The organism is Sporosarcina gallistercoris, assembly GCF_014836415.1.
GTDB lineage: Bacteria > Bacillota > Bacilli > Bacillales_A > Planococcaceae > Sporosarcina > Sporosarcina gallistercoris.
Window position 1 is genome coordinate 588,505 of the sequence record NZ_JACSQY010000001.1, and the last position, 13,581, is coordinate 602,085.

The 13,581-nt window shown below is 44.3% G+C and carries 11 protein-coding genes; 5 read left to right on the forward strand and 6 right to left on the reverse strand.

From position 1 onward, the window contains the following. Nucleotides 1-129: 129 nt before the first annotated feature. From H9659_RS02985 to H9659_RS02995, 3 genes are all read right to left on the reverse strand, one after another. Nucleotides 130-1,704, reverse strand: coding sequence for a peptide chain release factor 3 (locus H9659_RS02985; RefSeq protein WP_191688450.1), 1,575 nt, complete (start codon nt 1,702-1,704; stop codon nt 130-132). A 33-nt stretch (nt 1,705-1,737) separates the two neighbouring features. Next, nucleotides 1,738-3,228, reverse strand: coding sequence for a UDP-N-acetylmuramoyl-L-alanyl-D-glutamate--2,6-diaminopimelate ligase (locus H9659_RS02990; RefSeq protein WP_191688451.1), 1,491 nt, complete (start codon nt 3,226-3,228; stop codon nt 1,738-1,740). 145 nt (nt 3,229-3,373) lie between these two features. Further along, complete coding sequence (locus tag H9659_RS02995) at nt 3,374-4,762, reverse strand: aldehyde dehydrogenase (protein WP_191688452.1); 1,389 nt, start codon at nt 4,760-4,762, stop codon at nt 3,374-3,376. A gap of 325 nt (nt 4,763-5,087) precedes the next feature. Here H9659_RS02995 and H9659_RS03000 point away from each other — a divergent pair, with 325 nt between their 5' ends. From H9659_RS03000 to qoxD, 5 genes are all read left to right on the forward strand, one after another. Continuing rightward, the gene (locus H9659_RS03000) at nt 5,088-5,231 is read left to right on the forward strand and encodes a hypothetical protein (RefSeq protein WP_191688453.1); all 144 of its coding nucleotides are present in this window, start codon (nt 5,088-5,090) and stop codon (nt 5,229-5,231) included. Between the two features lie 449 nt (nt 5,232-5,680). Then, nucleotides 5,681-6,604, forward strand: a complete 924-nt coding sequence (gene qoxA / locus H9659_RS03005; RefSeq protein ID WP_191688454.1) for a cytochrome aa3 quinol oxidase subunit II — start codon at nt 5,681-5,683, stop codon at nt 6,602-6,604. Nucleotides 6,605-6,667: 63 nt separating this feature from the next. Next, entirely contained in the window at nt 6,668-8,617 is a 1,950-nt protein-coding gene (qoxB, locus tag H9659_RS03010) for a cytochrome aa3 quinol oxidase subunit I (protein WP_191688455.1), read from the forward strand. Continuing rightward, a complete protein-coding gene (qoxC, locus tag H9659_RS03015) occupies nt 8,607-9,203 on the forward strand; it encodes a cytochrome aa3 quinol oxidase subunit III (RefSeq protein WP_191688456.1) in 597 nt (198 codons plus the stop codon). The genes qoxB and qoxC overlap by 11 nt, the downstream gene beginning before the upstream one ends. A gap of 1 nt (nt 9,204) precedes the next feature. After that, nucleotides 9,205-9,489, forward strand: a complete 285-nt coding sequence (gene qoxD / locus H9659_RS03020; RefSeq protein ID WP_191688457.1) for a cytochrome aa3 quinol oxidase subunit IV — start codon at nt 9,205-9,207, stop codon at nt 9,487-9,489. Between the two features lie 159 nt (nt 9,490-9,648). Here the strand turns inward: qoxD and H9659_RS03025 are convergent, their stop codons facing one another. From H9659_RS03025 to H9659_RS03035, 3 genes are all read right to left on the reverse strand, one after another. Continuing rightward, the gene (locus tag H9659_RS03025) at nt 9,649-10,764 is read right to left on the reverse strand and encodes an alpha-hydroxy-acid oxidizing protein (RefSeq protein WP_191688458.1); all 1,116 of its coding nucleotides are present in this window, start codon (nt 10,762-10,764) and stop codon (nt 9,649-9,651) included. An 85-nt stretch (nt 10,765-10,849) separates the two neighbouring features. Then, nucleotides 10,850-12,220, reverse strand: coding sequence for a YjiH family protein (locus H9659_RS03030; RefSeq protein WP_191688459.1), 1,371 nt, complete (start codon nt 12,218-12,220; stop codon nt 10,850-10,852). A gap of 13 nt (nt 12,221-12,233) precedes the next feature. Continuing rightward, nucleotides 12,234-13,553 (reverse strand): aspartate aminotransferase family protein, encoded by a 1,320-nt coding sequence (locus H9659_RS03035; protein ID WP_191688460.1) that lies wholly within the window; start codon nt 13,551-13,553, stop codon nt 12,234-12,236. Nucleotides 13,554-13,581: the final 28 nt, after the last annotated feature.

Below are 13,581 nucleotides of genomic sequence, written 5' to 3' on the forward strand. Positions count from 1 at the left end.
TTGTCTAAATTACAGTACTTTCATCATATGCAATGCAACGCTTGAGTTCAAACAGAACGTTTGAAAATTTTGAGATAGTAAAAAAACCCGTACACAAATATGTAACGGGTTTCGAAGTGATTTTTCTTCTTATAACAAACTATACAAACGGATATCCGGGAATTTGTCGCCGAACCATCGCATTGCGAAGTCGTTTTCGAAAAGGAATACAAAATTATCAAAACGGTCTTTCACGAGCATCGAACGCGGTCCTGTCATCGATTCTTTTACATCAGCTTCGTTCTCGATCCAGCGCGCGACTTTTGAACCGATATGTTCCATCTGGACTTCGACATTGTACTCGTTTTTCATCCGGTGCTCGAATACTTCAAATTGTAGCTGACCTACTGCACCCAGTATGACTTCCTCGGTATGCAGTGTTTTGTAGTATTGAATAGCCCCTTCTTGGACCAACTGCAAGATACCCTTATGGAAGTGTTTCGACTTCATGACGTTCTTCGCAGTGACTTTAACGAATAACTCCGGATTGAACTGCGGTAGAGCTTCGAATTTGTAGGTGGACTTGCCACCAACGACAGTATCACCGATTTGATAGTTCCCTGTATCGTACAAGCCGATAATATCTCCTGCTACTGCATCATTTACCGTTTCACGATCATCTGCAAGGAACTGTGTCGTCTGAGATAGCTTAACCGTTTTTCCGATCCGGGGAATGTTAACAGTCATCCCTCTTTCAAATGACCCGGACACAATTCGGACGAATGCGATACGATCCCGATGTGCAGGGTTCATATTCGCTTGAATCTTGAAGATGAAGCCTGAGAATTCCTCCATCATCGGATCCACATACTGTTCGTTCTCTGTAATCCGTGGTTGCGGGGAGGGAGCAAAGTTCAAAAATGTCTCTAAAAATGTTTGAACGCCAAAGTTTGTCAAAGCACTGCCGAAGAATACAGGAGTCAGTTCTCCCTTGGCAATGCGGTCTTCGTCAAATGAATTTCCGGCTTCTTTTAATAGTAGCGCATCTTCCACAGCCTGTTTGTAATAAGACGTTTCCATCATTGGATGAGGCTTCGCCAATTCACCATTGTCGTCCAGCTCAAGAAACTTATCTTCCCCTTCAACTCTCGCTTGTTCGATGCGATTGTTGTAGCGATCGTAGATTCCCATGAATTCTTTCCCCATACCGATCGGCCAGTTCATTGCATAGGATTGGATGCCAAGTACTTCTTCAAGTTCTTCCATTAACTCAAGTGGCTCTTTACCTTGTCGATCCATTTTGTTCATGAATGTAAAAATAGGGATACCGCGCATGCGGCAAACTTTGAAGAGCTTGATGGTTTGAGGCTCGATCCCTTTTGCAGAGTCGACCATCATGACTGCTGCATCGACTGCCATCAGCGTACGATACGTGTCTTCACTGAAGTCTTCGTGTCCAGGTGTATCTAGAATATTAACCCGTTTTCCGTCGTAATCGAACTGCAAAACAGATGATGTGACCGAGATACCCCTTTGTTTTTCGATCTCCATCCAGTCGGAAGTGGCGTATTTCCCGCTTTTCTTCCCTTTAACTGTTCCGGCATCACGGATAGCTCCACCGAAATAGAGCAGTTTTTCTGTCATTGTTGTCTTCCCGGCATCCGGGTGAGAAATGATGGCGAATGTTCGTCGTGAAGCAATTTCCTCTTGCATGTTTTTAGTCATTTCCTTATTCTCCTTCTTAATACGAGCCGGCATTCAGTTGCCGATCAAGCCTTTACCAAACTTCTTTTCCGCTTCCTCTAATGCAATCGAAGCATCTGAATGCGGATATTTTGTGGAGCCGATAATTTGAAAATCTTCATGCCCTTTACCTGCAAAGATGATGATATCCCCTTCGTCCGCAACTTCGATTGCGTGTCTAACAGCTGCCTCCCGGTCCCCGATACATGCAAACTGTTTATGGGTCATACCTGCTGCAAGTTCAGATGTGATCGAGTCGTACGGCTCATCCCGCGGGTCGTCTGTCGTTAAGATCACGTAATCGGCAGCGGATGCTTTTTCAGCCATCACAGGTCGTTTCTTCCGATCCCTGTTCCCGCCTGTACCGATAACAAAGATAAGCTTCGACTCTGCTGATTTATATGGAAGAACAGCACCAATCGCTTTCTCAATCGCATCTGCAGAATGGGCATAGTCTACGTAGATTGTTAACGGTAATTCCGTTTCCACTCGTTCCATCCGACCTTTAATAGGCGCAAGATAACGGAGTGGCGCTAAGATATCAGGGATTGCCAGACCTTTAGCATAAAGTGCAGTAATGGCAGCCAGTGCATTGGAGACACTGAACTCACCGATCATTCGCATTTCCACATCCCATTCCCCTATAGGAGAGCGAAGCGTAAATGAGGTGCCATCCGTTCTGAGATCGATATTTACTGCTGTAAACATCGCCTCTGTATGGATTCCATAAGTTAGGACAGGATAAGACGTCATCTCTTTCATTTTAGTGTGCCACGGATCATCTGCGTTCAGCACAGCTACTTTCTGTTGTTGCAAGTCTTGTCCAAGCTGGGCAAAAAGCAGCCCTTTTGCATTTCCATAGTTCTCCATCGTGCCATGGAAATCCAAGTGATCGTGGGTCAAGTTCGTGAAGATCGCAATGTCGAATTCCGTTCCGGCTAACCGTCCTTCGATGAGGCCGTGGGAAGAAACTTCCATCGTCATCGTCTCGCATCCTTCTTCTGCTGCACGGGCAATCATTTTTTGGGTGGTCAACACGTCTGGAGTCGTATTTTCAGTTTCATACAATACGCCATCCAAGTTGAATCCGATCGTACCGGAAACAGCCGAACGTTCCCCTGCTCCCATCAAGATTCCGTGAATGACATTACTGACACTCGTTTTCCCATTCGTCCCTGTGACACCAATCATCTTCATCCGTTTGGAAGGATATCCACACCAGGCAGCAGCAAGCAACCTGATCGCTCTTGATGTGCTATCGACGTAGACAACGGCCACTTTTTCCAAATCCACATCGATAGGTTTAGATGCAATGATGACGCGAGCACCGGATTCTACTGCGGATGTGACATATTTATGCCCATCTACAGTATATCCTTCGATACAGACAAAAAGTCCTCCTGCGCTGATCGCACGTGAGTCCGACGTCAAATCCGTTACGTTTTCAGGTAGTTCGCCTACCACATGTTTAACTGGCAAAATCGCCAATAACTGTTTCGTATTCATTGTACTCCTCCGTTCAGCCGTACCTTGCAGCGGTTTCAACTTACCGTTCAACCTACTGCTGTTTTTCAGGCAGTACATTCATTATACTTTTTTTTAAGGGCTACGTCATGGCTGAATTAACGAATCAAAAGAAAAACCGCTGATCTTAACGAATCAGCGGTTTGATGAATTTAAGCTTATTGCCATACGGAGGGAATGCAGCCCTCATTGGAATTGCCGTACTGCGATTCATCATCGCTTTTTCATGAGAGAACACATCAAAGCTTGCTTTCCCATGATAGTTCCCTAGTCCAGAGGATCCCACCCCACCAAACGGCAAGTGTATGTTGCCGACATGGGAGATCGTATCATTGATACACCCGCCACCAAACGGAAGCTGTTCAGTGAAATATCCAGCTGCTTCCTCATTTTCAGTGAACATATATCCAGCAAGCGGTTTCGGCATTTTACGTATTTGATGTAAGAGAGCTCCCAAGTTTTCGTATTCCAAGATAGGCAGAATCGGTCCGAATAATTCATCTTCCATTGAAGGACTGTCAAAACGAATTCCGTCTAATACAGTCGGTTCAATATATAAATCAGCTTTGTTGGTATTTCCTCCTGCAGTTACAGCGCGTTGCTCCTTTTCGAGAATCGCTTGCAGACGATCGAATTGTTTTTCGTTGATAATCCGGCCATAATCTTTGCTCGTGGATGGGTCTTTTCCATAAAAACGTCGGATCGCTTTTTTAATCTCTTTTAAAAGTGGTTCCTGAATGGTTCTGTGTGCGACTACATAATCCGGTGCGACACACGTTTGACCTGCATTCGAGAACTTCCCCCATACAATCCGTTCAGCAGCAATTTTCAAATTGGCCGTCTGATCTACAATTGCAGGACTCTTACCACCTAGTTCAAGTGTGACAGGCGTTAGCCGTTCCGATGCCGCTTTCATGACAATTTTCCCCACTGCTACACTGCCCGTAAAGAAAATCGAATCAAATGGCGCATGTATTAAAGCTGAGGTCTCTTCTTTCGCCCCTTCTACAACACGCACATAATCAGGAGGAAATTGCTCTTCTAAAATTCTCCTGACAACAGCAGCGGTGTTCGGGGCGGCTTCTGATGGCTTTGCTACTATGCAGTTTCCTGCAGCAATCGCTCCAACAATCGGTTCCATGACTAGTTGAAATGGATAATTGAACGGCCCAATCACTAAAACCGATCCATACGGCTCTCGGATGACATAGCTTTTGCCTGGCTGTAAATAGAGTGGAGTTTTCGCTATTACCGGCTCCATCCATTCATCTAAATGTTTTAACATATGACCGATGCTAGAAAGAACAAAGCCGATTTCAGTGACATACGACTCGAAAGGATTTTTCCGTAAGTCCCGGTAGAGAGCTTCCTCGATTTCTTGTTCATGGTTTTGAATCGCTTCTTTCAAGCGATTCAGCATTTCTTTTCTGAATTCAACAGAACGCGTTGCTCCCGAAAAGTAAAAATCATGTTGTCGTTCGATCATTGCTTCTACGTCTTTAGGTGTAAAGTTCATGCGCGTTCCTCCTCTTAGGCTGTTTCATCTATCTTAACGGCCAATCGATTAATTCGCAAAAATCCAAACTGCTTATTATCAAAACTTCGTTTGGAAGTCAATCATTCAAAAGGATCTGTTTTCCGTGACAATAATTCCGACAAAATACGCAGGTTAGCAACTGCTGTCGAAACATATACTAACTTCATCAGGTAGTGCTGCATAACCGGGAGATCTTGTCAGGACTATCGGAGTCTTTTTTCATAACGATGTTTTAAGACAAACAAAGGCAGGGTAAAGAATGTACAACAAGCAAGCAACCACATTCTTTAAGGGAGGAATTATCATGACAGCAACTGATACTTGGTGGGAAACAATTTTCGAAGGTAATTTGGCAGCAGGATTGAACAAAGAGCGGATGAGAGAATTAGATGAAGAACACTTCCTATATTTTAAGGACGAAGAAATTACTCAAGAGGTTGTCAACTGATTTTGAAGACGCAGCTTACCCATCGATCTTTTCAAAATGACAGCGGTACATAGAACAGCTTTTCTTTTTCAGAACCCGAAAAAGAAAAGCTGTTTTTGTTCGCCTAAAAATGGACCTCTTTGTCACTTCTGTAATCCTCACAACTCTCCGATTTAACTAAAAAACTCTATATTTCAAATAACTTTATCAAGCAAATTAGTATTCATTTTACACCCATTAAATGGGTGACGCAAGTTGTTCGCTCATGAATCCGAACAGATAAGAACCTTTTGTGAAATACTCACTTGAGCATTGTATTCTTCGTTCCCCGGTACTATTATAAAGTTCGCAAGGCAGTCGTTTACATTTTCTTGAAAAATACAGACCGTTTATAATTATTAGAATATATTTTAACGGCTAAATAAAACGACTGTCACTGTTACCATTTCACCCTTGAGAGGAGTTCTATCATGAAGAAAAAGTGGATAGCCCTAATGCTATTTTCTCTTACAGCTGTTTTCCTTGCCGGTTGTGACAACCCACTGCTCATATTCGATCCAAAAGGTCCGCAAGCTAAGACTTTGTCGGATACTATCCTGTTCTCTATCGCGATAATGGCAGGCATCCTTTTCGTCGTTTATGTGCTATATACAGTTGTATTAGTGAAGTACCGTGCTTCAAAACTGGACGAAGATTACGAACCGCCTCACGAAGAAGGCAACAAATGGTTAGAAATTATTTGGACAACAATACCGGTTATCATCGTAATTGTCCTATCTGTTGTTACTGTGTCTTCAACGAGTAAAGTGGAACAAAAATCTGTCGCCTACGCAGATGAACAACCTATCGTAATTTACGCTTCTTCTTCCAACTGGAAATGGCATTTCAGTTACCCTGAAGAAGGAATCGAAACGGTGAACTACGTAAACTTCCCAGCAAACCGTCCGATTGAATTCAGACTTTATTCTTATGGTCCGATTACAAGTTTCTGGATTCCACAGTTAGCCGGCCAAAAGTATGCGATGAGTGACATGGTTACAACCATCCATATGTCTGCTGACGTCCCCGGTTCGTTCATGGGTAAAAACTCGAACTTCAGTGGTGAAGGATTTGCCAAAATGGAATTCGAAGCTCAATCGCTATCAGACGCTGATTATAAGGAATGGATAGATGACGTGAAAGCAACAGCTCCTAAACTTACCGAAGACGAGTTTAACGATCTATTAAAAGCTGAACACGTCGGCCGTAAAACCTATTCTTCTAACCACCTTGAGTTCAAACCTGCTCCTGAAGGGGAGAACAGCGGACATCATCACGGTGGCTCTACTGAAACAGAAGATCAGCATGAAGGACACGAAGATATGGATATGGATATGGATCATGATGCGCACTAAGTGCTTGTCTAGCAAAACTAGCCTTCCATCCACGTACTTAACAAACGAAAGGAGTTCAACGATATGAAATGGGACGAATTTTTCGTAACCGGGGAACCGATGATCTACGCAGCGATGGCAAGCATTGTTGTCGTATCTCTCGCAATTCCGATTGCGCTCACATACTTTAAAAAATGGAACTGGCTTTGGACGAATTGGTTAACTACGGTTGACCATAAGAAAATCGGAGTCATGTACATTCTTGCTGCACTCCTCATGCTCTTCCGCGGAGGCGTCGATGCACTCCTGATGCGTGCTCAGACAGCGATTCCTGATAATGGATTGCTGGACGGCCAGCATTACAATGAAATTTTTACAACGCACGGGGTCATTATGATCCTGTTTATGGCAATGCCATTCATTATCGGGTTAATGAACGTCGTGATTCCACTCCAAATCGGGGCACGCGATGTTGCATTCCCTCGTTTGAACGCAGTCAGCTTCTGGTTATTTTTCGCTGGTGCGATGCTGTTCAATATCTCATTCGTCATCGGTGGTTCACCGGATGCAGGATGGTCTGCCTACTTCCCGCTTGCGAGTCTTGAGTTCAGTCCAACTGTCGGGAATAACTATTATGCTATCGCTCTCCAAATTGCCGGGATCGGTACTTTGTTGACGGGGATCAACTTCTTAGTGACGATTCTTAAAATGCGCGCACCTGGCATGACACTTATGAAAATGCCAATGTTCACTTGGTCTGTCTTGATCACTAACGTCATTATCGTGTTTGCATTCCCTGTATTGACAGTGGCTCTTGCATTGATGACACTTGATCGGCAATTCGGCACTCAATTCTTTGCCATGCAAAATGGCGGGATGGACATGCTTTGGGCGAACCTGTTCTGGGTTTGGGGTCACCCTGAAGTATATATCGTGATCTTGCCTGCCTTCGGGATATACAGCGAAATCATTTCTGCTTTCGCCCGGAAAAACCTGTATGGCTATAAATCCATGGTCGTCAGTATGGTCGCGATTTCACTTCTTTCGTTCGTTGTATGGGTTCACCACTTCTATACAATGGGACATGGAGTCATGGTCAACAGTGTCTTCTCGATTACCACTATGGCCATCGCGATTCCAACCGGTGTGAAAATATTCAACTGGCTGTTCACCTTGCGTAAGGGGAAAATCAGCTTTACGACGCCGATGATGTATGCCCTGGCATTCATTCCGATCTTCACAATCGGCGGTGTGACAGGTGTCATGCTTGCAATGGCAAGTGCTGATTACCAATATCACAATACGATGTTCTTAGTTGCCCACTTCCACTATGTACTGATTCCAGGTACGGTGTTTGCGGTCATAGCAGGGTTCCATTTCTGGTTCCCGAAAGTGTTCGGTTTCCGTCTGAACGAAAGACTGGGAAAATGGGCATTCTGGTTTATTGCAGTCAGCTTTAACGTCACGTTCTTCCCTCTATTCATTCTTGGACTGAACGGAATGACACGACGTATGTATACGTATTCGGAAAGTACAGGATACGGAGCGCTTAACATGTTGTCCATGGTAGGTGCACTCGGCCTGACAGTCGGGTTCATCATTCTCGTCTACAACATTTACTACAGCGTGCGTTACAGCCCACGCGATACAAATGGCGATCCTTGGGATGCACGTTCACTTGAATGGAGCACTCACAGTCCAGTACCTGAGTACAACTTTGCGTTAATCCCTACTGTGGATCGTTTGGACGCTCACTGGTTCTCCAAGAAAGAAGGAAAGCCGCTAACGTCTGGTAAGTATGAACCGATCCACATGCCGAATAACAGCGGTGTACCAGTAATTATGGGAGCTGCATTCTTCTTCTGGGGCTTCTTCATGGTATTCAGTTGGTGGATTCCGGCTATCGTCTTCGGAGTAGTGATTTTAGGTACGTTGGCTTACCGCACATTCGAGAAAGATCATGGTCACTACATTTCTGTGGAAGAAATAGAGAGAACAGAAAATGCATTGCGAGGTGAACAGCATGAAAATTGATCACTCAGTACCTATGGAATATAGTACAGATGAAAACAAGATGAAGATCCTTGGATTCTGGATCTTCTTGGGGGCGGAAATCGCCCTCTTCTCCACTTTGTTTGCCGTGTACTTCACACTGCAAAACAATACAAAAGTGGGACCCACTGCTTCGGATCTCTTCCATCTGACACCGGTCATGATCGAAACTATCCTCTTATTGTCAAGCAGTTTCACGATCGGGTTAGGAATTCACGCAATGCGTCTTGGTTTGAAGAAACCGATGATGACGTTCTTCGGTATTACGCTAGCGCTTGGTGCTGCATTCCTCGGTGTAGAAGTTTATGAATTCGTCACGTATGTTGGCGAAGGAGCAACCATTCAGACGAGCGGATTCCTATCTGCCCTCTTCACACTTCTAGGTACTCACGGATTGCACGTTACATTCGGTCTGTTCTGGGGCGGCGCGATTTTAGTACAAATCAAAAAGCGTGGCTTCACACCGGAAACTGCGAATAAGTCGTTCATCTTCTCATTGTATTGGCACTTTCTTGACGTGGTTTGGATTTTCATCTTCAGCTTCGTCTACTTGAAAGGATTGATGTAAGATGAAACAACTTTTCCCAGCTCAGCACGTCATGGGATTCTTGTTCTCCCTGTTACTCTCGCTAGTAGCGCTCGTTGCGGTCCTTTTTGACTTATCATTTGTTGCCGGTATGACGATTCTAGTCGTCACTGCTTTGGTACAAGCGGGTCTGCAGCTTTTCCTATTCATGCACGTGAAGGAAAACGCAGAGAGCAAGACCTTGTATTTGAATATCCTGTATGCCTTATTCGTAGGACTTGTCACGATTTTCGGGACCTTGTTCGCGATGCAGTGGGGATATATGTGAAATAAGATGGTACAAAACACGAAGCAGCCTCAAGGTCATCCAATGACTCTTGAGGCTGCTTTTTATATTCAGCAATTATAAGTGAGACTGTTACTGTTACAATTTGCGTCTCGATTGCATCTTGGACCTTTCATTATTTGACTATCAAGTAATTCATATTCACCCTTTAAAAAGCAAATCTGAATTGATTTCTTTAATACTACGAACACCCGCTAACGCCATGGTGATTTCAAGTTCGTGAAGAATCTTATGAACTACTTGCATTACTCCGACTTCCCCATTTATAGCTAGGCCATAAACGAGGGGTCTTCCTAGCAATACCGCATCTGCACCAAGTGCGAGTGCTTTAAATACATCGACACCCGATCTGATGCCACTATCCAGTAAAATAGGTATACGATCTTGAACGATATTTTTAATATCCGGTAAAGCATCTAATGAAGCAATGCAGTGATCCAACTGTCTTCCGCCGTGATTGGAAACGATGATACCATCGACATTGTTCTCGAGTGCTAACTTCGCATCTTCGGGATGCAAGACCCCTTTCAATAATATAGGTAAACTCGTCAACTCACGTATTTTTTTCAGTTCATCCCAATCGAGTCCTGGCTGGTCGATGATGTCTATTTGTTTTTGTAATGCCGCTTTCATATCTTCTTCAGGGGAAAGATCGAGTAATGATAAAAATGCTGGATCGTTTAGGTAATTCCCACACCCGTCCCCTTCTTCTAGTGGAGAATACTGATTGCGCGCATCAGATTCCCTGATTCCTAATACCGGGGTATCTACTGTGATGACGATTGCTGAATAACCATTCGCTTCAGCACGTTGCACCAGGCTCCTTGTTACAATTTCTTCAGATGAACAATATAATTGAAACCACCGTGAACAACCTCCTAACTCATTCGCGATATCTTCCATCGAATAGGAGGCAGCACTGCTCACAACCAATGGGACATTGAGTTCTTTAGCGGCTCTAGCTGAGGCAAGTTCGCCCTCTGGATGAGCAATCCGTTGAACCCCAATCGGTGCAAATAAGACCGGCATAGAGAGCTTTTGATCGAACAATGTGCTAGACATATCGATTTCAGCAACATTCCGCAAGACGCGAGGACGAATCTTCCATTTCGAAAAAGCAAGCAGATTCTCTTGCATCGTCGCTTCGCTGCCCGCACCTCTTGCAATATAGTCGAAGGCTTCACTCCTGATTTTTTCGAATGCTTTTCTTTCTAACAAACTTTCGAATTCTGGTTGTATATCTGCTGCAGTGATCATATTCCTTTCCTCCTCATCTGCTAAAAGGTTAAGAGCTTTATCAACTTCAGCAACTCCTTCTAACCGGGCTGATAAAGCTCATTTTTTAGTTAAAAACAAATAGATGGGCAATTAATACAATAATCGGCAGTGTAATAATGGTCCGTTGAATGAAGATGATAAATAATTCCACGAATGATACCGGTATATTCGATCGCAAAATCAGAATTCCGATTTCAGACATATATACTAGCTGTGTTAATGAGAGCGCCGCCACAACGAACCGGGTGATTTCCGCTTCAATCGATCCTCCAATTACTGCCGGTAAGAACATATCTGCAAACCCAACCAACATCGTCGGTGCAGCCTCCGCAGCTTGTGGCAGTTGCATGAGTTCAAGTAACGGAACGAGTGGATACGATATAATGTTAAACACAGGTGTAAACTCTGCAACGATGAGTGCAAGTGCACCCAAACTCATGACAAGAGGGATCAGCCCTAACCATATATCCATCACGGTCTCGACACCATCTTTTATCAAGCCAATCGGACTTTTCGCCGTGCTCGCCTTATCCAGCGCTTGCTTCCATCCCCATTGGAGATTGGATACGCCGTCCGGCTGAGTTTCATCGATTCGTTGACCGACTGGCTCGTAATAGGTGTCAGCCTTGCGGGACAATGGCGGGATTCGGGGCATAATGATTGCCGCAATCACACTTGCAATAGAGACAGTAATATAAAACGGAACGAACAAATGCCCGATTTTCGCAACGTTTGCAACCACTAGCGAAAAAGCTACTGAAGCAATTGAAAACGTAGTAGCAATGACAGCAGCTTCCCGTTTCGTATAGTACCCTTCATCGTATTGCTTCATAGTCACTAGCACACCAACAGTTCCTGCGCCCATCCATGAAGCCATCGTATCAATGGAAGAGCGGCCCGGGAGAGTAAATAACGGTCGCATCACTTTCTTTAACAGCGCGCCGACAAATTCCATCAAACCGAATTCAACTAAGAGCGGAAGTAAAATACCTGCAAACAAGAACCATGTAAGCAGAACAGGCGCTAGGTCAAAGAGTACGACCCCGCCCGTATTGCGGGAAGCTATGAATTCCGGCCCGATTTCAAAGAAAGTCATCACTCCGACTGCCAGACCGAAGACGCGCATCGTAATTCCGAACCAACCGACTTGGAATATATTTTTCAAGAAAGGGCGATCAATTATCACTCTCGGCTTGAAAGTTACTGTGATTAGCGTCAGTGCAACTGTAACAGTCAACAAGACTAAAATGAAATGTGGAATGTAGTCCCCTGCACTTTCCAGAAGAAATGACGCCAGGACCCCAACTCCGATTGTCACTTCTCCATTCACTTTGATTGGTACTAAAAATAGTAATACACCTATGAGCGATGGAATAAGAAACTTCCAAACAGCATTTTTCGAACTTGTCTTCTCCCCTTTAAACGCAACGGACATAGCTTTTCCCCCTTTAGTGTGATGCAGTTTGAATTGCAGTTTTCAACACGTCAAGTCCAATATCGATTTGCTCCTTCGAAATCGTAAGTGGCGGAATCATTCGAATCACTTCACCTGAATTTCCGCATAGATAGAAGAGCACGCCATCAGCCAAACACTTATCGAGAACGTCCATCACTACTTCCCCAGAGGCTTCTCCTGTAATCGGGTCACCTAATTCGATACCAATCATAAGTCCGACTCCCCGTACATCGCGAATCATAGGGAACTCTTCCTTCATGGAAAGCAATTTAGCCATTGCATAGGCGCCCATCTCTTGTGCGTTATTTAGCAACTGCTCTTCTTTAATAATCTCTAAAGAAGCAAGTGCCGCAGAACAGGCAATTGGATTACCGCCAAATGTTGTACCGTGTGATCCGAGCGGCCATTGATCCATCAGTTCTTTTGAAGCAATCGTTGCACTTAGTGGTAATCCTGCGCCAATTCCTTTGGCCACCGCCATGATATCCGGTGTCACGCCAAACGTTTGAGCAGCGAACCAATTCCCCGTCCGGCCGAATCCAGTTTGGACTTCATCGAAGATAAGTAAAATTCCATGGCGATCACAGATTTCCCGTATTTTCTTAAGCCAGGATGCGGGAGGGATAATATAACCTCCCTCACCGAGAATCGGTTCAATAATCATACATGCAACTTCTTCCGGATCAACTTGATGGCTGAATAACTCCTTGACGTCCCGCTCTAGCTTGTCAGCAAAAAAGATATCGGGATCCGCTCCTTCAGGTAAATATTCAGGGAGTGCATAAGGCAGCTGGTAGGATAACCATGAAGGCTGAAGATGCTTCCTGTATTTACTCTTTGAAGTTGTTACACTAAGCGCTCCAATCGACCGGCCATGAAAACATCCAGTAAAAGAAACAACATAAGGTCGTTTCGTTACATACTTCGCAAGCTTGAGCGCTCCTTCAATCGCTTCTGTGCCGCTGTTTGCAAAAAAGAAATTATCAAGTTTTGGGGGCAATATTTTTTGCAACTCTGCAGCCAATCTCAAAATCGACTCATAGATAATGACACCGGACGGTCCGTGGATTAAATGATCTGCACTATCTTTAATGGCTTGCACAACTTTCGGATGTCGATGCCCTACATTTTCAACTGCTATTCCTGAAGTGAAATCCAAGTATTCTCTCCCATCAACGCCGTAGTAATAACACCCTTCCGCTTTTGTCACAGGCAAGTTCGGGTGATCTTTAGCCATACTCGGTGCAAGAAAGTTTCCAATCGAATCCACCATGTGTACCCAGTCTTGCTCTCTGTCTGTCTGGTTCTGCATAAAATGACCTCCAAGTAATAGTTTAAAA

What these genes read in the sequence shown, in the direction of transcription:
- H9659_RS03025 (WP_191688458.1), bottom strand. Translation starts at nt 10,764, where the DNA reads ATGATCACTGCAGCAGATATACAACCAGAATTCGAAAGTTTGTTAGAA.
- qoxB (WP_191688455.1), top strand. Translation starts at nt 6,668, where the DNA reads ATGAAATGGGACGAATTTTTCGTAACCGGGGAACCGATGATCTACGCA.
- H9659_RS03000 (WP_191688453.1), top strand. Translation starts at nt 5,088, where the DNA reads ATGACAGCAACTGATACTTGGTGGGAAACAATTTTCGAAGGTAATTTG.
- qoxD (WP_191688457.1), top strand. Translation starts at nt 9,205, where the DNA reads ATGAAACAACTTTTCCCAGCTCAGCACGTCATGGGATTCTTGTTCTCC.
- H9659_RS02990 (WP_191688451.1), bottom strand. Translation starts at nt 3,228, where the DNA reads ATGAATACGAAACAGTTATTGGCGATTTTGCCAGTTAAACATGTGGTA.
- qoxA (WP_191688454.1), top strand. Translation starts at nt 5,681, where the DNA reads ATGAAGAAAAAGTGGATAGCCCTAATGCTATTTTCTCTTACAGCTGTT.
- H9659_RS02995 (WP_191688452.1), bottom strand. Translation starts at nt 4,762, where the DNA reads ATGAACTTTACACCTAAAGACGTAGAAGCAATGATCGAACGACAACAT.
- H9659_RS02985 (WP_191688450.1), bottom strand. Translation starts at nt 1,704, where the DNA reads ATGACTAAAAACATGCAAGAGGAAATTGCTTCACGACGAACATTCGCC.
- H9659_RS03035 (WP_191688460.1), bottom strand. Translation starts at nt 13,553, where the DNA reads ATGCAGAACCAGACAGACAGAGAGCAAGACTGGGTACACATGGTGGAT.
- qoxC (WP_191688456.1), top strand. Translation starts at nt 8,607, where the DNA reads ATGAAAATTGATCACTCAGTACCTATGGAATATAGTACAGATGAAAAC.
- H9659_RS03030 (WP_191688459.1), bottom strand. Translation starts at nt 12,220, where the DNA reads ATGTCCGTTGCGTTTAAAGGGGAGAAGACAAGTTCGAAAAATGCTGTT.